The following is a 17,720-nucleotide window of genomic DNA, read 5'->3' on the forward strand; positions in this document are numbered from 1 at the left end:
TCTGAGTCACCCCTTGTTTGATTAAAATTTCGATTTGGTACCTTTGCTCTGGGCTGAGATGATTGAATTTCTGCATGACAACACTAATTTAATTCTTCAGCCTAAGGAAGGAAGCCTAGGCTTCCTTCCTTAAACCTTTAGTGTTGCACTTATTACTTGAATCTGGGAATCCTTTTACGAGGCAGAAAAACCCAAATTACCCTTTTTGCACTCATTTTATTTTTGGGGGTTGGGTGTTCTCCTTATTATTACCAGCCTTTCCAGCAGAGGGATGCTAGATTGGGGCCAGAGACTCCTATGAAGAGCGAGCTTTTGGAGCTTCCTCCTCCATCAGATCCCATTTATGTCGCGGTCTACAAGTTTAGAGATCAAACCGGACAGTACAAAGAATCCAATATCGGTGCGAGCTGGTCAACTGCAGTCACGCAAGGGGCTACCAACATCTTGATCAGAGCACTGGAAGAGTCGGGCTGGTTTATTCCTATTGAGCGGGAGAACATCAGCAATCTACTCAATGAAAGAAAGATAATTCGATCCAGTAGGGAGCAGTACGAGGGGACAACAGATATTCTTCTCCCTCCCTTACTCTTTGCTGGAGTTCTTCTCGAAGGTGGAATCATTTCCTATGAGACCAATATCTATACAGGTGGGGCAGGAGTAAGGTATTTCGGCGCAGATGCTTCTGCACGATATCGAGAGGATAGGGTCAGTATTTATCTGCGGGCTGTTTCTACCAATAACGGAAAGATTCTCAAGACCATATACACCACCAAATCGATTCTTTCTCAAGAGGTTTCCGCAGGGTTTTTCAGATATGTAAAATTCAAACGCTTATTGGAAGCAGAGACCGGTTATACTTATAGCGAGCCCACGGAAATGGCCATAACTGAGGCAGTGGAGAAAGCGGTCTACAGTATGATTATAGAAGGGGTGGAAGACCAACTTTGGAATTTTAAAGATACTTCTGATGCCACCCAAAAGGTAGTAGCCGATTACAATGAAGAGAAAAAAGCGAACATTCAAATTGATTATATCGGAAGAATGTACGACTCTAACCTGAGATCCAATTTTTTTATCGGGGGACTCGGAACACTTCAAACGTATGAAGGAGATTATTCTTCAAGTCCATTCACTCCGGGCTTCAGAGGAGAATTCGGTTTTGGATTTACTAAATCCTTATTCCTAAAAGGTGGGCTAGGATTTCAACAGATAGAAGTAACAGATATCTTCCGGTCCTCTGATGCTTTTGCAGATGTAGGCTTAACCTACCTAGGAAATCCTGATGGAAAGATTTCGCCGTATTTGGGCGTATCAGGAGGTTCTTATTTTGATTTGCAGCGAGAGGGGGTAGGGCTTTCAGGCCGTAGTTGGATGCCCTACGTCCGATACAATGCCGGAGTGGAATTTATGGTTTCCAACAAAACTGCCCTTGTGGTCGATGGATTTCTCAATCAATTGCTGAATGATTCTTACGATGAAGTTGTCTCTGGGTCATTTAACGATATGTTTTGGGGGGTTGGAGTAGGTTTAAAATTTTACATAGGCAATCAATCAAATAATGAATAAACTTAATTTTATCCTGATCTTTTTTTTGGCACTGGCCCTTTCCTCCTGTGAAGAGGAAAGATTTGATGTTAAAAAGTATGGTTCGGTTTCAGGAATTGTGGTGGATGGAAGTGATTACTCCGGGCTTTCTGGTGTTTTAATTACTACCACTCCTCCAAGTACAGCTATCCTTACCGATGAAAACGGAGCTTTTCAATTCGATAAAGTACAGGAAGGACCCGTAATTATTACAGCCCGAAAGGAGGATTATTTAACCGGGACAGTAAGTATAGCTGTCTTTGAAAATGAAAACACCAATCTTACGTTTTTCTTGAGTAAGGATGAAAATGACGTCGGAAATGTAGTTTTGTTTGATCCTGTACCAGGCAATGGAGCAGTCAATCAAAATTTGGATTTGACTTTAGGATGGAGAACAGATCAAAGCCAAGCCGATCGAACTTTGACTTACACTGTATTTTTGTTTGAATCCAACAGTACGAATCAAGAAATAATAGGTCAAAATCTCACCACAACCCAAGTTATTGCTTCAAACTTGAAGCCCAATACTACCTACTATTGGTATGTCTTGGCCAAGTTTGAAGGAAGAAATGTAGCCAATAGCCCAACTTGGACATTTAGGACAGGAACTGGATCGTAATTTTTATGCTGAGCTGCCTTTACATATCTTCTGCTGAACATGATCGAGAGGAAATCCTGTCCTTTTTGATTCAGTTAGGTAATGAGGTAGAATATACTTCGGACTTGTTTGGGGCTTTTGAGAAAATAGATTCAGGATCGGTAGATTTAGTTATTGTCAAATTCTTTTCGGAAAAGAATCCCATTCTTGATCTTTTCTTTGCCTTAAAGTCCAGAATGAGTCTTCGGGGAGTGTACTATTTTTTGCTGGTTCCCAGGGAGATACGAAAGGATCAGCTGATGGTTTACCTAGAAATGGGCTTTGATAATCTGTTTTTTTATCCCTACAATTTTGAATCCATCCAAGCAAAAATTCAAAATCTAATCAACAGAAAAAAAAACTATGATTGGTTTGAAAGTGAGGATTTTCATCAATGGATAAAATCCAGCCATAGACCAGTGGCATTTATTAGGAAAAACCTGATTTCATTTGCAAATGAGATTTTCCTTGAGCATTTGGCCATTTCAAATGGCAAATTAAGTCATCCGTTTTCAGAGTTGGTTAACTTTTCTTCAAATGAGGCTAACGAGATCGAAATCTCCAGATTTTTCAAGAATTTGACCCAGTCGGTTTTGCTCAGGCATGTACCCCTTTCATCCATAAAGACAGTGGATTTCCTTCTTTACAGAGGAAGAAATTCTCCAAATCATTCTTATTTGGCAGAAGTGGTCTGTCAGAGGTTTAATGAGTTTGAGATGGGCTTTGAAAAATATCTCAATTCCTCCTTGAAGGAGTTTACTGCCAGAGAAAAGGAGGTGTTGTTGCTTTCTGAAAAAGGCCTTCCAATGAAGGAAATTGCAGATAAGCTCTCCCTATCTGCGCGAACTGTCGAAAGACATCGGGCAAACATTCTAAAGAAGACCAATTCTTCAAATATTCTGGAGGCCATATCCAAGGTCAATCGGTAGTCGATTTTTACTTCCTAACCCATCAATCTTACAAGTCAGGGGAAAAGAACAAAAGTAAATAGATGAATTCCGGACATTGAAAAAATGTAATAAATGCTCCGATAAATAGGATTTTAACTCCCTTCCGACTGAATCAATTCAGCTAGCCTGTGTTCTATGCTTTTCCAAAAATTCCGATTCTGCAAAATTTCAATAAAGGCAGTTTGTCAATTGCTTATTTCAAGCGATTAGGGTTTGATTTGTTGCTCCTTTAGAAAAAGGGCATGTTTCTGTGCAGTTTCTAACTTTATCTCCCACCACTAGTGGAAGCCCATTCAGGGTAATTCCGACTTGAAGGGTAAGAAAATTGACGCAGAGATTCCTTTTTGTTTTTTTAAAGAATAAAAGGAAATATTGCCAATTTCGGGATAGAACTGAACGGGATGCCTACTCCTGTACGAAAAAAGAATAAAGCCCCTTTGAGAACAAAGAGGCTTTGGAATTTACTTCTTTGGAGGAAAATATCTCGGAAGATTTTTCAAAATATCCTCTGTCATTGCATTCAAATTAAAGTCCGGTTTCCATCCCCAATCTTCTTGTGCACGACTATCGTCTATGCTGTCTGGCCAAGAGTCCGCGATGGCTTGACGGAAATCAGGATTGTACTCAATCTGGAAGTCCGGTAGGTGATTTTTGATGCTTTCGAAGATTTCTTTAGGGGAAAAACTCATCCCTGCGAGATTATAGCTGGATCGGATTTTCACCGATTCCCGAGGAGCATTCATCAGGTCCAGCGTGGCCTTGATCGCATCGGGCATGTACATCATCGGTAAGTAGCTGTCTTCGCGAAGGAAGCAGTTGAATTTTTCGTCTGCGATTGCCCTGTGGTAGATGTCCACCGCGTAGTCGGTGGTGCCACCTCCCGGTAGGGATTTGTAGCCAATCAGGCCAGGATAGCGAAGACTTCTCACGTCCACGCCATGCTTTTCAAAATAGTATTCACACCATCGTTCTCCTGCCTGCTTGCTGATGCCATAGACAGTGTTGGGTTCTTTGACACAAAATTGAGGGGTATTGACTTTTGGCGTATTGGGTCCAAATACTGCGATGGAAGAGGGCCAATACAACTTATCCAACTTGAGGTCTTTGGCCAATTCAAGCACATAGAGTAGGCTGTCCATATTCAGGTGCCAGGCAAAAAGTGGGTTCTTTTCTCCGGTGGCGGAAAGTACCGCTGCTAGATGATAGATCTGAGTGATTTTTTCTTCTTTTATCAGATCGCGAACGCCTTCTTTGTTCAAAACATCCAACACTTCAAAACGACAATAATCAAACTCAGATTTAGCCGAGTCTCTAAGGTCTGTGGCAATGACTTGATCTCCGCCAAATTGGTCTGCCAAGGCTCGGGTAAGTTCTGAACCAAGCTGTCCTGCGGCACCGATAACCAAGATTTTTTCCATAGAAAGGTCTTTCGAAAAACCCCAAAAGTCGCCTTGAGGGTTTTTGTTTATATTTGGGTTTGTTAGCGCAAAAGTAGCAAAAAACCCTTCCCGTAATCGAAAAATTAAACGCATAGCTGGGGATTTTGACCAGCGGAATATCAATAATCCATTCACTAATTACATTCTCATGTACGATCAGTTTAAACCCAAATTAGAACAAGAACTTCAATCCATTCAGGATGCTGGACTTTTCAAAAAAGAACGCATCATAACCTCTCCACAGGCAGCTGAGATCACCATAGCTGGTGGGCAGAAAGTTCTGAATTTCTGCGCCAATAATTACCTGGGGCTTTCCTCTCATCCCAAGGTGGTCGAGGCAGCCAAGGCTGCCATTGATTCCCATGGGTTTGGAATGTCTTCCGTACGCTTTATTTGTGGTACACAGGATATCCATAAGGAATTGGAGCGAAAAATATCCGAATTTTTAGGCACAGAAGATACCATTCTTTATGCAGCTGCTTTTGATGCAAACGGAGGTGTATTTGAGCCGCTTTTGGGTCCTGAGGATGCGATCATTTCTGATGCACTTAATCACGCCTCCATCATCGACGGGGTGAGATTGTGTAAGGCGATGCGGTATCGTTACGAACACAACAATATGGGCGATTTGGAAAAGCAGCTTCAAGACGCCATCGCTGCCGGAGCAAAGCAGAAGATAATCGTGACCGATGGGGTATTTTCTATGGATGGGACGATCGCACAGCTGGACAAAATCGTGGAATTGGCTGAGAAATACGAAGCCTTGGTCATGTCTGATGAGTGTCACTCCACTGGATTTATGGGAAAGACAGGCCGTGGGGTCCATGAGCATTGTGGTGTGATGGGGAAGATTGACATTATTACCGGTACATTAGGGAAAGCTCTGGGTGGTGCATCAGGAGGGTTTACTTCCGGAAGAAAGGAAATCGTGGAGTTGCTTCGGCAACGGTCTAGGCCTTATTTGTTTTCCAATACTTTGGCACCATCGATTACAGGTGCATCTATTGCCGTATTTGATCTCCTTTCTGAGACCACAGAGCTTAGGGATAAATTGGAGGAAAATACCCAATACTTCAGAGCCAAGATGACGCAAGCTGGATTTGATATCAAGCCAGGGGAGCATGCCATAGTACCCATCATGCTATATGATGCAGTTCTTTCGCAAAAGATGGCTGAAAAGCTGTTGGAAAAAGGAATTTACGTGATTGGATTTTATTATCCGGTTGTTCCGAAAGGGCAGGCTAGAATCCGTGTTCAGATTTCAGCAGGTCACGAGCGGCATCATCTCGATCAGGCGATTGCAGCCTTTATTGAGGCAGGAAAGGAATTGGAAGTAATCTAATCAGGCAAAGGCCGGAGACAAATCTCCGGTCCTTTTTTAGGATTTGCTGGTCATGGCCAGTTTTTTCTTTTTGTTCAGATCGTATTCGGAAAGACTTTCGAATCGATCGTCCAAATCTTCATTATTGAGGAAATCATTCAGAATCTCTCGTACCTCCTGAAAGGAAAGGTTGTGAAGTACTTTTCCGTTCTTCATCATGGAGACTTGGCCGGTTTCTTCGGAAATGACCAAAATCAGGGCGTCGGTAGCCTCAGACATTCCTATTCCCGCCCTATGTCTCAGTCCAAACTGAGCGGGTACTTCTCTTTCTGTGACAGGGAGAATGCATCTTGCAGCTTTGATGCGACCGTTGTGGATGATGACTGCCCCGTCGTGAAGGGGACTATATTTGTTGAATATCGAGATCAATAGTCTTTTGGATAGTTCAGCGTCCAATATGTCTCCGGATTCTGCATAGAATTTGAGTTCAGAACTGCTGGTAATGACCATCAAAGCTCCGGTGTTACTTCCTGCCAAGGTTTTGGAAGCATCAATAATGGGGGAAATATTGAATGCGGAATTTTCTTTTTTTCTCCAAAAGAAAAGAATATCCCGCCAAATGGTATCATTGGATAAAAATGAGGATCTTCCCACCAAGAGAAGGAATTTTCGGATTTCAGGGGCAAATATGATGATAGCTGCAATCACCCCTACACCCATAAACTGACCAAGAATAGAAGAAAGCAATTCCATTCGTACGGCTCTCACCAAAAGGTAAATAAGGTAGATGGAGAGGAATCCCAAAAAAATCTTTATTGCTACACTTCCTTTAAGAAGTTTGTAGATTTGATACAAAAGAGCAGCTACCAACGCAATATCGATCATATTGACGATGGAAATATCTAAAAATCCAATTTTAAAAAGAATACTCAAGGGTATAGTTTTTCGTATAGTTTAATTGTTTCCTTTGCTTCTTTAACGTCATGCACTCTAAGTATGTTCACTCCTTGCATCAAGGCAGCCATGTGAAGTGCAGTGGTTCCATTCAAAGCTTCGGATGCGGTAATCTCAAGTGTCTTGTAAATCATAGATTTTCTTGAAATACCTGCCAGAATCGGTAATCCCAACGAACGAAATTGACTTAAATTTCTCAAAAGTTGGAATCCCTGTTCAGGGGTTTTGGCAAATCCAAATCCAGGATCTAAGATTACATCTTTGATGCCAAGTTTTTTAAAAAGATCTACTTTTTCAGCAAAATAGTACAAAATATCCGGAATCAGCTCGGAATAATCCGACAAACCCTTCATGGTTTGAGGGGTTCCGCGCATGTGCATGGCAATGTAAGGTATCCCCGACTGAGCCACCACAGAGAGGATTTCGGGATCGAGACTTCCAGCAGATACATCATTGATCAAATCTGCCCCAGCTTCTACCCCTATACGGGCCACTTGGCTTCTGAATGTATCCAAAGAAATAAGGGCTTCAGGAAAGGCTTCTTTGATCCATTGGATGGCCGGTATGACTCGGCTCATTTCCTCAGCACTTGAAATGTCAGCTGCACCGGGTCGCGTGCTGTAGCCACCAAGGTCAAGGATATCCGCACCTTCTGAAATCATTTGACCAGCTTTGGCCAAGATATGATCTCTTTCCATAGATACTCTGCTTCCTTCGAAGAAAGAATCAGGAGTAAGATTGAGTATACCCATAACTTTGGGCTTTTTTAATGGCAAAAGTCGTCCCTTGATTTGTAATGTATATTTTTGGAGAAATAATTTATCTTCGGTCCGATAAGGAGGATATCCCTGTAGCATTAAATAAAAAGATTTTGGAGACGAGAACCAGCAACGAATATAGCCAAGTAATCCATCGATGTAAAGAACTATTCAGGAAGAAAACCCTCGATTACGGGACGGCATGGAGAATTCTTAGGCTTTCCTCGATTACAGACCAGATTTTTATCAAAGCGCAACGGATTCGATCTGTTCAGGAAAAGGGAACTCAATTGGTCAATGATCCCTTGGAAGATGAGTTTGTGGGGATAATTAATTATTGTCTGATCGCCTTGATGCAAATCTCCCTTCAGGAGGAGGATCGATTGGAGATTCCTTTCCCTGAGCTAGAGCCGGTATACGATCGATGGGTCAAGGACACGAAAGGGCTTTTGAAAAATAAAAACCATGATTATGGGGAGGCTTGGAGGGATATGCGTATCAGTTCCATGACCGACATTATTCTCATGAAACTTTACAGGGTAAAGCAGATTGAAGATAATCATGGGAAAACGGTAGTTTCTGAGGGTATAGAGGCCAATTATCAGGATATGATCAACTATGCGGTTTTTTGCCTAATCAAGTTGGGGTACCATACAGGTCCCTCGGCATGACTTGGAATGCTGAATCTTTGCAATTGAAACAGATTTTAATCGATTCTAGATAAAGACAAAATGAACAAACAAGGTGTACTTTGGCTACTCAGACTATTGGTAGGAGGGCTTTTTATCTTTTCCGGGTTAATCAAAGTCAATGACCCGGTAGGCACTGCCATTAAGCTTGAGGAATATTTTGATGTCTTTTCCAATGATATCGCTGCGTTTTTTTATCTGTTCAAGCCCTATTCTCTTCCGATTGCAGTGGTATTGGTGGTCTCGGAGGTAGTACTCGGCGTGATGTTGATTTTGGGAGTTAAGCTCAGGCAAACAGTAGTTGCCATCGGAGCAATGATTCTTTTCTTTACTTTTCTCACCTTTTTCTCAGCCTATTTCAATAAGGTCACCGACTGTGGGTGCTTTGGAGATGCAATTAAACTCACCCCTTGGGAATCTTTTTACAAGGATGTGGTACTGATGATTATGATTTCCTTTTTGTTTTTTTTCAGAAAGGATTTATCCGTGGAATCCCCAAATTGGGCCAAAATCAGTTCTGTAATCGTTTTGGCGGGGTCATTAGGATTGGCGATTTATGCTATTCAGAATTTGCCATTCATCGATTTTAGAGCCTACAAAGCAGGCGTGAATATCCCTCAAAATATGCAGCCTTCAGCCCCTTTGCACTATACTTATGTAATGAAAAAAGGGGAGGAATTGGTGAAGCTGGATCAATACCCCAGTGAGGAAGGATATGAGTTTGTAGAGATGGTACTGAAAAACCCTGATGACCTTCCAAAAATTTCTGATTTCGCTGCTTGGAATGAGGAGGGAGATCAAACCGAATTCCTATTTTCAGGCAATAAAGTGGTAATCTTGAGCAGTAACCTAGCCAAGGTGAACGATAGCAACTTGGAGGCAATGAACCTTTTGGTGAAGTCCTTGGAAGGTGCTCCTGTGGATGTGGTTTTTATGGCTGCAGCGACTCAGGAGGAAATCGACCAGGTGATCAACAGACAGAATTGGAGCGTGGTAGGTCTACAAGCTGATGCTACAGTGGTCAAAACAATCATGCGTGCAAACCCGGGCATCATGATCCTCAAAGATGGAGTGGTGATGAAAAAATACCATCATAACAATACGCCTGAACCTACCGAAGTTCTTGACTTCTTTTTATGAACAGCAAGGTTGTGAAAGTGGTGCTAATCGGACTTCCGGGGGCAGGCAAAACGACCTTTGGAAAGCAATTGGCCAAGGAACTTAATTTCCTTTACCTCGATTCGGATGGATTGATTGAGCAAAAATATGAGTTGAAAATCCCAAGGATATTTTCCACTTATGGGGAAGGGAAATTTCGGGAATGGGAGTCGGAAGTATTAAAGGAGATCCTAACCAATGACCAATCAATTGTGCTAGCCACCGGGGGCGGAGCCCCTTGCTTCAATGATAATATGGACTTGATCAATTCCCTTGGGATTTCGGTCTATTTGGACGTTCCTCTGGACATCATTTCTCAAAGACTTTATTCCAGCAAGATTCAAAACCGGCCCATGTTTGAAGGCTTGGACAGTGGAGAAATTACCCTTAAACTGAAAAGTTTACTGGCTCAACGGGAATATTTTTACAATCAAGCAAAAATAAAACTCAGCGGGGAAGATTTTTCCGCTGAGTTTTTGATGTACGAATTAATCAATCAACTTAAAAGTTGAACCCTACGGTCAGCACTCCTGAGGTGATGGAGTTCCTTATTTCAGTCAAAGGTCCAAAATTGAAACCGTTTTCATCCAAGACCTGATAGCTACGATATAGTTGGTCGTATTGTTGATTCAGAATAGTCAGGTCAAGAGTGAAAGAACCTGACCTAATTCCTACTCCTCCGCTGATAATTTGGGTACTTTGATCGAATCCAGGAGAATTGGAATAAGGATCCCCTAGGAAAGAATATCCCCCTCTAATTCGGAACATATCCAACCAGATTTCACCGCCTACCCGATAGTTTATTGTACTGGAGTAAATGTTTCTGATTACTTCATTATCCGGTCCTTCGTCAAAATCTCTAGAGCTGATTCTAGCCGTACTGTAATCTACCCAGTCCACATCTGCTGATATAAATCCTTTTTTACCGAAGAAGAAGGTAGCCCCACCACCAATTTTGAGCGGGGTATTCAGTCCATAATTGCTGATTACAAGATCTGAAAATGCGTCTTCCTGGCCCAAAGTTACGTCCTCTGGTTCATAATAATAGTTATTGTAATCAGTGAAGACAGCTGCTTCATATTCTTCGTTTAGCCCATACCAGGTAGGAGTTTGGAATACAAATCCAAGGTTAAGATTATCCATGGGTTTATAAATCACCCCCAAATTCAAATTGACTCCGGCACCGTTGATAAAAAGGTTTTCTTGCAAAGATGAAGTTGCCAAGGGTTCATCCACAAATTCTTCATTGTAGATTTTAAAAGAGGAGAAATTTAAGGTCCGAATACCCAAACTTCCTCCAAAAAATAGCTTGTGATTGAAGTTTGCCCCATAGCCGAAGGTCATTTGATTAGCACTGCCTTCTCTGCGAATGTTTTCATCTTGAAACGGAAGACCCAAAACGAAGGAGTCGTAGACATTGGGGTTGGGTATGGGGTTACCCTCAGAATCAAAAGCAATTGGATTAATTTGATAGGTTTGGTAAGCCAGCCCGGTTAATCCGAAATTTTCGATTTGACTTTCTGGAATCCCAAATGCATCCTGCAGGTAAAAGTCGATGATTGAACTTTGTCCCAAGATATCGGAGAAGTATCCAAACTCGGTATTAAAGTTGGCTATTCTCTGAAAGCTCATGGCCCAGGCTCCTCCTTTGAATGCCTTAGTTTCCATGGGTCCTTTAGGTTTTGCTCCTACATAGCTTATATTGGGTAAGGAAAAATTGGAGGTGTTATATTCCCGCGACTGACCTAGATATTCGGTCCTTACACCCCAATCGGAATAGCCTAAACTAAGGCTGATTTCAGAAGAACGGAAGAAACCGAGACCAGCAGGGTTTCCAGCAATATTGGAAACATCACCCCCAAGGGACCATTGAGTCCCCCCTACACCTAAGATTCTTGCAGATCCTGAGGGAACCACTCTGCTGAATCGAAAGGCATCTTCAAAATATCCACTTTGGGCATTAGCTAAAGAAATACTCAAAGTCAAAAGCATAAAGATGCTAACTGAAATTCTCATTGGCATAACCATTTGATCTATTCAAATAAACGGGCTGACAGAAAATTTTGGATAAAAAAAAGGGGAATTAATTTCCCCTTCCTCCTCTGGATCCTCCGGAACTACCTCCAACGGATCCTCCAGAACTTCGGCTAGGAGCACTAAAGCTACTACCTCCCGAGCTTCTGCTTGGTGCACTAAAACCTCCTACGCTTGACCTGCTGGGTCCACTGGATCTGTTGTAGCTAGGACTAGCTGACCTGTTATAGCTTGGACTGGTGGATCTATTGTAGCTTGGGCTTGTAGATCTGTTGTAGCTAGGACTTGTAGATCTATTGTAGGTAGGTCTACCCGATCTATTGTAAGATGGATTAGTCGAATTATTGTAGCCAGGATTGGTAGCTCTACTTGGCGAAGTAGCATATCTTCCTGCTGGATAAGTAGCTCCTCTGGAATTTACACCTCGATCATATGCTGCGGAAGGTCTAGCTGAAGGGATAGAACTTCTGGTATTGACAGCTCGATCCGCAGCAGGCGAATTCACGTTTCTAACCGTACCTGTTCGGCTTCTACCTGTATTGTAGTAGTCGTTTTGTGAGTTGCCAAATTCTCTACTGGCTACCCTTGAATTTTCGCTTGCTGAAATTCTTCGGGGAGAGGTACCTGCCGTATTGGCTGCTCTTCTTGCTTGAGCTCTTGCTGTATTTGGCACCACGCCTGCCTGGTTGGAAGCAAGTCCTCCATTGGTAATTCCTGAGCCTCTGGTAGGTCGGGCACCATACACTATTCTTCTGCCTCCGTTTTCCCCACCTGGTAGGACATATATTGGGCGTCCAGGATAAATTGGAGCCCCCCAACCGTACATAGGATATCCCCAACCGAAGCCAGGAGCACCCCATCCCATCATCCATGGGTTACCCCATCCCATCATCCAAGGGTTGCCCCAACCCATCCCCATCCAAGGGTTGCCCCAGCCAAAGCCAATACCTAGGCTGAAACCTGGTCTCCAACCCCATCCGGGACCCCAGAAAGGATCGTAAAAACCCATACCCCATGGACTAAACATGCTTCCAAATCCAAAACCTACGTTGAAATTGATGTTGGGTGAATTTCCATTTTGATTTCCATTGGAAGAGTAGAAGTTGTCGTAAGCATTGATGTTACCCTGGGCAATTTGCTCTGATCCACCTTCATCGAAGTAGACAGTGCCAGACTGATCTACGCCTGAAGAAGCCTGATAGCGGGAGATATACTCTGGATTTACGTTTCGGGCACTAAAATTTTCCTGTGTCAAGGAATTTTCGCTTGCCAGTGTCTGGAACGTTTTGGGATTGTTGTTTTCTACTGCGTATTGGGTAGCTATTTTTACGTCTGACGCCATGAAGTAAAGATTGTCATTGGCGCCATTCATAGCCATTTTGTTGGTGCTACATGAGCTTATTGCAAGTGCACCGAGCAGTAAAGAAGCAGATATGATGGGTAATTTCTTCATTTTTGAAGTCGATTGTTACTTTCTTATACGAACTGACAGGACCGAGGTTTTACTTTTTGGTTTATATTTGCCAGCCCTAATTAAGCAAAATTAAGCACATTTTAATATTCCCCAAAAGCTAATGAGTAAAGGATTACCCAAGAGAAGTGAAGATTATTCACTTTGGTATAACGAATTGGTAAAAAAAGCCGACTTGGCCGAAAATTCGGCAGTGAGAGGCTGCATGGTAATTAAACCCTATGGATTTTCCATTTGGGAAAAAATGCAAGCCGAGCTGGATCGGATGTTTAAAGAAACAGGGCATACCAATGCCTATTTTCCTTTATTTATCCCCAAGTCTTATCTCAGCAAAGAAGCCTCACACGTGGAGGGGTTTGCCAAGGAATGTGCAGTGGTGACTCATTATCGCCTCAAAAATGCCGAAGATGGGTCAGGAGTAATCGTTGATCCAGAGGCCAAACTAGAAGAAGAGTTGATCGTGAGGCCTACTTCCGAAACAGTAATTTGGAGTACGTATAAAAATTGGATTCAATCCTACCGTGATTTACCTCTTTTGATTAATCAATGGGCCAATGTGGTTCGGTGGGAGATGAGGACAAGACTGTTTCTCCGAACTGCTGAATTCCTCTGGCAAGAAGGCCATACCGCACATGCCACCGCCGAAGAGGCCAAGGCAGAAACGCTTCAAATGATGCAGGTATATGCCTATTTCGCTGAGGAATTTATGGCCTTGCCGGTAATCAGAGGCAGAAAAACCGAAAATGAACGTTTTGCGGGGGCGGATGATACCTTGTGTATAGAAGCCATGATGCAAGACGGAAAGGCATTACAGGCAGGAACCTCTCACTTTTTGGGTCAAAACTTTGCCAAAGCCTTCGATGTCAAGTTTGCCACTAAAGAAGGGGGACTGGAATATGTATGGGGGACTTCATGGGGAGTCAGCACTCGATTAATGGGAGCCTTAATCATGGCTCATTCGGATGATAATGGGTTGGTTTTGCCTCCTAAATTAGCACCCAACCAAGTGGTAATCGTGCCTATTTATCGAGGTGAAAATGAACTGGAAGCAATTTCCGTTAAAGCGAAAGAAATCATGGCAGCTTTGAGATCAAAAGGAATTTCTGTCAAATTTGATGATAGGGATACATATAAGCCGGGGTGGAAATTCGCGGAGTATGAACTGAAGGGAGTTCCTGTGCGAATTGCCATGGGACCAAGAGATTTGGAAAACGGGACCATCGAAATTGCCAGAAGAGATACGCTGACTAAAGAGACTTTCCAGCTTACTGAAATGCCGGTCGAGGAAAAAATTTCTGCTCTTTTGGATGATATTCAAACCTCGATCTACCAAAAGGCTCTTACCTTTAGAAATGAAATGACCACTGAGGTTAACTCTTGGGAGGAATTTCAGGAAGTGCTGGATCAAAAAGGTGGATTTTTGTCTGCCCATTGGGATGGTACTTCAGAGACTGAGGATAAAATCAAAGAATTGACTAAAGCTACTATCCGTTGTATCCCTTTGGATAGGAAAGAGGAAAAGGGAAGCTGCATATTTTCAGGAAAGCCTTCCGAGGGGCGGGTTTACTTTGCCAAAGCTTATTAATAAATTACCCGGGTCTCCCGGGTTTTTTTATTTCCTGCTTTCCTTTCGATTGGATTCTTGTATTTTTAAGAATTCCTGAATCTAATTATGGAAATTCTAATTCTCTCGAGCCTCCTGATCATTGGGTTAATCCTACTATTGGTCGAGGTTTTATTTATCCCGGGTACGACCATCGTTGGCATCTTGGGTTTTGTAGTCAGTTTGGTAGGAGTAATCTATGCCTTTTCTCAATTTGGCTACGAAACAGCAATTTGGGTTACCTCGATTGCTGCTATCGCCAATCTTGCGGCAGTATGGTATGGGTTTAGTTCTGGGGTTTGGAATAAATTTTCCCTGAAATCCTCCATGACCGGTGGGGCATTTGATGGCAGAACTCAGGGTTTGCAAGTAGGAATGAAGGGAAAAGCAGTTTCGGATATCAAACCGATCGGAAAAGCGCTTTTTGGTGATCAAATGTTCGAGGTAAAATCAGAATCCGGTTTTCTGGAAGCAGGAAAAGATGTGGAAATAATCAAAGTAGAAACCAATAAAATTATCGTCAAATAAATATGGATCCATCAAGTTCAATTTTCATTTTGGTAGCCGCCTTAGCCGGAATTACCTTACTCTTTATCTTTCTTTATTTTGTTCCAGTCAATCTTTGGATAACAGCTCAATTTGCCAATGTCCGGGTGGGGATTGGGGAGTTGATCGGAATGCGCATCCGGAAAGTTCCGCCCAGTGTCATTGTCAATTCGTTGATTACCGCTACCAAGGCCGGGTTGGCATTGACTACCAATGAGCTTGAGACTCACTACTTGGCGGGAGGAAATGTGCCAAATGTTATTCGGGCTTTGATCTCTGCTGACAAGGCCAATATTAATCTTTCGTTCAAACAAGCTACAGCCATTGATCTCGCTGGGAGAGATGTGTTTGAGGCCGTTCAGATTTCGGTAAATCCCAAGGTGATCAATACGCCAAGCGTAGCTGCGGTTGCTGCTGATGGGATACAATTGATTGCCAAAGCTAGGGTGACAGTAAGAGCAAACATTGCCCAGTTGGTCGGGGGTGCCGGTGAAGAAACTATTCTGGCCCGGGTAGGAGAAGGAATTGTAACATCAATAGGCTCTTCCGTAAATCACAAAACGGTTTTGGAAAATCCGGATAAGATTTCCAAGCTGGTTCTGCAGCGGGGCTTGGACGCCGGGACGGCCTTTGAGATTCTCTCCATAGACATTGCTGATATCGATGTGGGAACGAATATTGGTGCCAAACTCCAGATTGATCAAGCCTCTGCGGATCTCAAAGTTGCCGAGGCTAAAGCAGAGGAGAGAAGAGCCATGGCGGTAGCTTTGGAACAGGAAATGAAAGCCAAGTCCGTAGAGATGAGAGCCAAAGTAATCCAAGCTGAAGCAGAAGTTCCAAAAGCGTTGGCTGAGGCTTTCCGAAATGGGAACTTGGGTGTGATGGACTATTACCGAATGGAAAATATCAAGGCTGATACCACCATGCGTGATTCCATTGCCAGTTCGGATAAAGATTCCAAAGATTCAGGTTCGGGAAAAAATGAGAAGAAATAAAAAAAGGGAGCGATTAAGCTCCCTTTTTTCGTTTCCCTTCTGCAGGTTCCGGAATCAGGACAACAGGAGTATAAGCTTCTTTTAGAAGAATTTCCTGATTGCTCCAATCAGTTATGATTTGCTGATATTCCATGGGGTAAACCACGTCACCAGAGGCACGGAAAGCTCCCGTTTTTCCATCTTTCGAAAGAAGGAAAATATCATTTTCTTCCACTTGGAGAAAGCTGAAATCATTTTGAAAAACCGGGATCCCTTCGTTGCTCAACAATCCCCGCTTCCCCTTTTCTTCGACCAAGAAATACCCATTTTTTATCCTGCATATTTGGTCGAATGCCGAGGTATTCAATTTTTCTCCCTTCTCATTGAGGAGGAAGAAACCTTCCCCTGACCTTACTATAGTTTTTCCCTCGTAGGTCTTTTTTACCTCTTCCCATTCGGTAGCTCCAATAAAGTTGCCTGACTTATCCATCAGCCCCCATTTGGACCCTTGTCTATATGGAGCAAGGTTTTCCGCAAAAGTCCCTACCTCATCAAAAGCAGGGGAAATCACCCAAGTTCCATTGGAGTTGAGGAACCCAAACTTGCCGGATTTTTTGGCAGGAAAAAGCCCCTCTGAACCCTCTCCAATCCATTCGGCATCGGATTGAGGGTTTACCAGCCAGCCTTTGGGTCCATAAAGTCCACTTTTTTGCTCTCTAAATCTGACAAAATAATTTTCACCGGAGATCCAAAGTACTTCTTCCATTCCTACTGCATCCAAGAATATCCCATCTTCCTTCATGATTCTTCTAAGCTTGCCATGGATATATTCCAAAATCAAATGTCCCGATTTGGTGATCTTATGAAAGGAGTTGTAAGTAACGTCAGCTTTGACCTCATCGCCTTTGATCAGTAAATATTGGTTGTCATTGTACCCATAAAAATGATTGTTTCGGGAATACTCCAACTGCTCCAGTGTAGGGGCCAAGACATAATCTCCTTCCTCATTGATGATCCCAAACCCAGACTCCTCTTTTGCCAAAAGATATCTTCCGTCATTTTCTTTCAGCAATTGATAGGGCCTTTGAGAATCTTTGGATAGCGGCAGATAATATGTCCCGTTTTTTTGAGCCAAAACTACCCCCAAATGGCTCAAATGAGCTTGGTCAAATGCGCCAATGGAAGTGGTTTTTCCGCTGCCTCTTTCAAATACAAAATAATTGTTTCCTTTTCTGCAGAGTAGCCGGGTAGTATAGGTGAGGATTTCGTCGTATTCGGATGGGAGGACCTGCTGCCCATATTCATGGTAAGCACCCAAGCCATTTTTTCCCTTCACTAAAATCCAAGGACTGAGATACTGATAGACTTCTTCCCCCTGCAGGGTAACGATCGGCTTGAGATCTTTGGACAAGAGAAATAGCTGATGGTCTTTTTTTCCGATGCGAACATTTTCAGAAAAGACATAAACTTCATCGTAAACTGCCCGGCTTTTTAATTTTCCCTGAAGATCATACACCTCCCAGGTCTGACCAAAGGAGGAAGAGGACATGACCACTAGGGCAAAGATTAGGGATACAAAAGCCAATCGCCTGTTTTTCATGG

16 protein-coding genes are annotated in these 17,720 nt (G+C 42.8%); 10 read left to right on the forward strand and 6 right to left on the reverse strand.

What is annotated here, in order from left to right; translation table 11 throughout:
• Nucleotides 1-297: 297 nt before the first annotated feature.
• From AAA943_RS18095 to AAA943_RS18105, 3 genes are read left to right on the forward strand one after another with little or no spacing between them, the layout of a single operon-like run.
• A complete protein-coding gene (locus AAA943_RS18095) occupies nucleotides 298-1,566 on the forward strand; it encodes a CsgG/HfaB family protein (protein WP_338225704.1) in 1,269 nt (422 codons plus the stop codon).
• The gene (locus AAA943_RS18100) at nucleotides 1,559-2,203 is read left to right on the forward strand and encodes a carboxypeptidase-like regulatory domain-containing protein (protein ID WP_338225705.1); all 645 of its coding nucleotides are present in this window, start codon (nucleotides 1,559-1,561) and stop codon (nucleotides 2,201-2,203) included. Before AAA943_RS18095 ends, AAA943_RS18100 begins: the two co-directional genes overlap by 8 nt.
• A 5-nt stretch (nucleotides 2,204-2,208) precedes the next feature.
• Nucleotides 2,209-3,150, forward strand: coding sequence for a helix-turn-helix transcriptional regulator (locus AAA943_RS18105; RefSeq protein WP_338225706.1), 942 nt, complete (start codon nucleotides 2,209-2,211; stop codon nucleotides 3,148-3,150).
• 482 nt (nucleotides 3,151-3,632) lie between these two features.
• On the opposite strand, the gene AAA943_RS18110 is transcribed toward AAA943_RS18105, so the two are convergent.
• Nucleotides 3,633-4,589, reverse strand: coding sequence for an NAD-dependent epimerase/dehydratase family protein (locus tag AAA943_RS18110; protein WP_338225707.1), 957 nt, complete (start codon nucleotides 4,587-4,589; stop codon nucleotides 3,633-3,635).
• Between the two features lie 169 nt (nucleotides 4,590-4,758).
• Here AAA943_RS18110 and kbl point away from each other — a divergent pair, with 169 nt between their 5' ends.
• Entirely contained in the window at nucleotides 4,759-5,952 is a 1,194-nt protein-coding gene (gene kbl / locus AAA943_RS18115) for a glycine C-acetyltransferase (RefSeq protein ID WP_338225708.1), read from the forward strand.
• A gap of 36 nt (nucleotides 5,953-5,988) precedes the next feature.
• Here kbl and cdaA read toward each other — a convergent pair whose 3' ends face one another.
• Both cdaA and folP read right to left on the reverse strand, forming a co-directional pair.
• The gene (gene cdaA / locus AAA943_RS18120) at nucleotides 5,989-6,864 is read right to left on the reverse strand and encodes a diadenylate cyclase CdaA (RefSeq protein WP_338225709.1); all 876 of its coding nucleotides are present in this window, start codon (nucleotides 6,862-6,864) and stop codon (nucleotides 5,989-5,991) included.
• Nucleotides 6,861-7,637, reverse strand: a complete 777-nt coding sequence (folP, locus tag AAA943_RS18125; protein ID WP_338225710.1) for a dihydropteroate synthase — start codon at nucleotides 7,635-7,637, stop codon at nucleotides 6,861-6,863. The genes cdaA and folP overlap by 4 nt, the downstream gene beginning before the upstream one ends.
• A gap of 119 nt (nucleotides 7,638-7,756) precedes the next feature.
• On the opposite strand from folP, the gene AAA943_RS18130 reads away from it, so the two are divergent.
• Genes AAA943_RS18130 through AAA943_RS18140 form a run of 3 tightly spaced genes read left to right on the forward strand, consistent with a single transcriptional unit; the run spans nucleotide 7,757 to nucleotide 10,002 of the window.
• Nucleotides 7,757-8,314, forward strand: coding sequence for a DUF1599 domain-containing protein (locus tag AAA943_RS18130; protein WP_338225711.1), 558 nt, complete (start codon nucleotides 7,757-7,759; stop codon nucleotides 8,312-8,314).
• 60 nt (nucleotides 8,315-8,374) lie between these two features.
• Nucleotides 8,375-9,472, forward strand: a complete 1,098-nt coding sequence (locus tag AAA943_RS18135) for a BT_3928 family protein (RefSeq protein WP_338225712.1) — start codon at nucleotides 8,375-8,377, stop codon at nucleotides 9,470-9,472.
• Nucleotides 9,469-10,002 (forward strand): shikimate kinase, encoded by a 534-nt coding sequence (locus AAA943_RS18140; RefSeq protein WP_338225713.1) that lies wholly within the window; start codon nucleotides 9,469-9,471, stop codon nucleotides 10,000-10,002. Before AAA943_RS18135 ends, AAA943_RS18140 begins: the two co-directional genes overlap by 4 nt.
• On the opposite strand, the gene AAA943_RS18145 is transcribed toward AAA943_RS18140, so the two are convergent.
• Complete coding sequence (locus AAA943_RS18145; protein ID WP_338225714.1) at nucleotides 9,992-11,506, reverse strand: OmpP1/FadL family transporter; 1,515 nt, start codon at nucleotides 11,504-11,506, stop codon at nucleotides 9,992-9,994. The genes AAA943_RS18140 and AAA943_RS18145 overlap by 11 nt on opposite strands.
• A gap of 67 nt (nucleotides 11,507-11,573) precedes the next feature.
• On the reverse strand, nucleotides 11,574-12,977 hold the full coding sequence (locus tag AAA943_RS18150; RefSeq protein WP_338225715.1) for a hypothetical protein: 1,404 nt from the start codon (nucleotides 12,975-12,977) through the stop codon (nucleotides 11,574-11,576).
• Nucleotides 12,978-13,098: 121 nt separating this feature from the next.
• Here AAA943_RS18150 and proS point away from each other — a divergent pair, with 121 nt between their 5' ends.
• From proS to floA, 3 genes are all read left to right on the forward strand, one after another.
• Complete coding sequence (gene proS / locus AAA943_RS18155) at nucleotides 13,099-14,580, forward strand: proline--tRNA ligase (RefSeq protein ID WP_338225716.1); 1,482 nt, start codon at nucleotides 13,099-13,101, stop codon at nucleotides 14,578-14,580.
• An 87-nt stretch (nucleotides 14,581-14,667) separates the two neighbouring features.
• On the forward strand, nucleotides 14,668-15,126 hold the full coding sequence (locus tag AAA943_RS18160) for an NfeD family protein (RefSeq protein ID WP_338225717.1): 459 nt from the start codon (nucleotides 14,668-14,670) through the stop codon (nucleotides 15,124-15,126).
• A gap of 2 nt (nucleotides 15,127-15,128) precedes the next feature.
• The gene (gene floA / locus AAA943_RS18165) at nucleotides 15,129-16,139 is read left to right on the forward strand and encodes a flotillin-like protein FloA (RefSeq protein ID WP_338225718.1); all 1,011 of its coding nucleotides are present in this window, start codon (nucleotides 15,129-15,131) and stop codon (nucleotides 16,137-16,139) included.
• Nucleotides 16,140-16,152: 13 nt separating this feature from the next.
• Here the strand turns inward: floA and AAA943_RS18170 are convergent, their stop codons facing one another.
• Nucleotides 16,153-17,718, reverse strand: coding sequence for a WG repeat-containing protein (locus tag AAA943_RS18170; RefSeq protein WP_338225719.1), 1,566 nt, complete (start codon nucleotides 17,716-17,718; stop codon nucleotides 16,153-16,155).
• Nucleotides 17,719-17,720 lie beyond the last annotated feature (2 nt).

This window comes from Algoriphagus confluentis (genome assembly GCF_036245625.1).
In the GTDB taxonomy this organism is placed as follows: domain Bacteria; phylum Bacteroidota; class Bacteroidia; order Cytophagales; family Cyclobacteriaceae; genus Algoriphagus; species Algoriphagus confluentis.

Coding starts and splice junctions, on each gene's coding strand:
- AAA943_RS18160 (WP_338225717.1), top strand. CDS start 14,668: ATGGAAATTCTAATTCTCTCGAGCCTCCTGATCATTGGGTTAATCCTA.
- AAA943_RS18110 (WP_338225707.1), bottom strand. CDS start 4,589: ATGGAAAAAATCTTGGTTATCGGTGCCGCAGGACAGCTTGGTTCAGAA.
- kbl (WP_338225708.1), top strand. CDS start 4,759: ATGTACGATCAGTTTAAACCCAAATTAGAACAAGAACTTCAATCCATT.
- AAA943_RS18095 (WP_338225704.1), top strand. CDS start 298: ATGAAGAGCGAGCTTTTGGAGCTTCCTCCTCCATCAGATCCCATTTAT.
- AAA943_RS18145 (WP_338225714.1), bottom strand. CDS start 11,506: ATGAGAATTTCAGTTAGCATCTTTATGCTTTTGACTTTGAGTATTTCT.
- AAA943_RS18140 (WP_338225713.1), top strand. CDS start 9,469: ATGAACAGCAAGGTTGTGAAAGTGGTGCTAATCGGACTTCCGGGGGCA.
- AAA943_RS18100 (WP_338225705.1), top strand. CDS start 1,559: ATGAATAAACTTAATTTTATCCTGATCTTTTTTTTGGCACTGGCCCTT.
- folP (WP_338225710.1), bottom strand. CDS start 7,637: ATGGGTATACTCAATCTTACTCCTGATTCTTTCTTCGAAGGAAGCAGA.
- AAA943_RS18105 (WP_338225706.1), top strand. CDS start 2,209: ATGCTGAGCTGCCTTTACATATCTTCTGCTGAACATGATCGAGAGGAA.
- floA (WP_338225718.1), top strand. CDS start 15,129: ATGGATCCATCAAGTTCAATTTTCATTTTGGTAGCCGCCTTAGCCGGA.
- proS (WP_338225716.1), top strand. CDS start 13,099: ATGAGTAAAGGATTACCCAAGAGAAGTGAAGATTATTCACTTTGGTAT.
- AAA943_RS18150 (WP_338225715.1), bottom strand. CDS start 12,977: ATGAAGAAATTACCCATCATATCTGCTTCTTTACTGCTCGGTGCACTT.
- AAA943_RS18135 (WP_338225712.1), top strand. CDS start 8,375: ATGAACAAACAAGGTGTACTTTGGCTACTCAGACTATTGGTAGGAGGG.
- AAA943_RS18170 (WP_338225719.1), bottom strand. CDS start 17,718: ATGAAAAACAGGCGATTGGCTTTTGTATCCCTAATCTTTGCCCTAGTG.